This window comes from Micromonospora sp. H61, from assembly GCF_018070325.1.
Classification (GTDB): Bacteria; Actinomycetota; Actinomycetes; order Mycobacteriales; family Micromonosporaceae; genus Micromonospora; species Micromonospora salmantinae.
Genome location: NZ_JAGPXY010000252.1, coordinates 1 through 511 on the forward strand (window position 1 = coordinate 1; position 511 = coordinate 511).

At 65.4% G+C, this 511-nt stretch carries 1 protein-coding gene; it reads right to left on the bottom strand.

The window, feature by feature from the left end; all coding sequences use genetic code 11:
• Positions 1 to 180: 180 nt before the first annotated feature.
• Positions 181 to 511: NUDIX hydrolase (locus KBX08_RS33450; RefSeq protein ID WP_210787739.1), on the bottom strand; the 331-nt coding region annotated here is incomplete at its 5' end.

The following is a 511-nucleotide window of genomic DNA, read 5'->3' on the forward strand; positions in this document are numbered from 1 at the left end:
TCTGAGTAGTCCGTCGCGTCCAGCCCCGCCGATCTTGCAGTTTCTGTCGCCGAAAAGCGTGTGATGCCCTTTTCGCCGGGACAGTAAGTGCAAGATCGCGGCATGGGGGGCGTCGTGGCTGCGAACCGGTCCTCGTACCGCATGCCAGTCTGCCTCCACGTCCGGTCCGCTTCGCTCTGCCTACAGGCCAAGCGGGACGGGTTGGGTTGGTACTCCGTCAGCGATCAGTGCGGTCAACGGCGTGGCGAGGTCCCGTGGCGAGAACAGTTCCGGACCGTGGTGTTGCCTGATCTCTGACAGCGACCACCAACGCCAGCCGATGACGTGCTCGGCGGCGAGTTCCTCGTCGCTCATCGCACCGCGCGGCGCGAACGACGCGGTCCGGACGAGGAAGTAGTCGTTCACGACGCCATCGTGGCCGGGTGCGAACCCGGCGGAGACTATTTCCTGGCGCCAGACCTGAGGCGGGTCGACATCGAGAGCAAGACCGACCTCGTCGCGCAACTCTCGC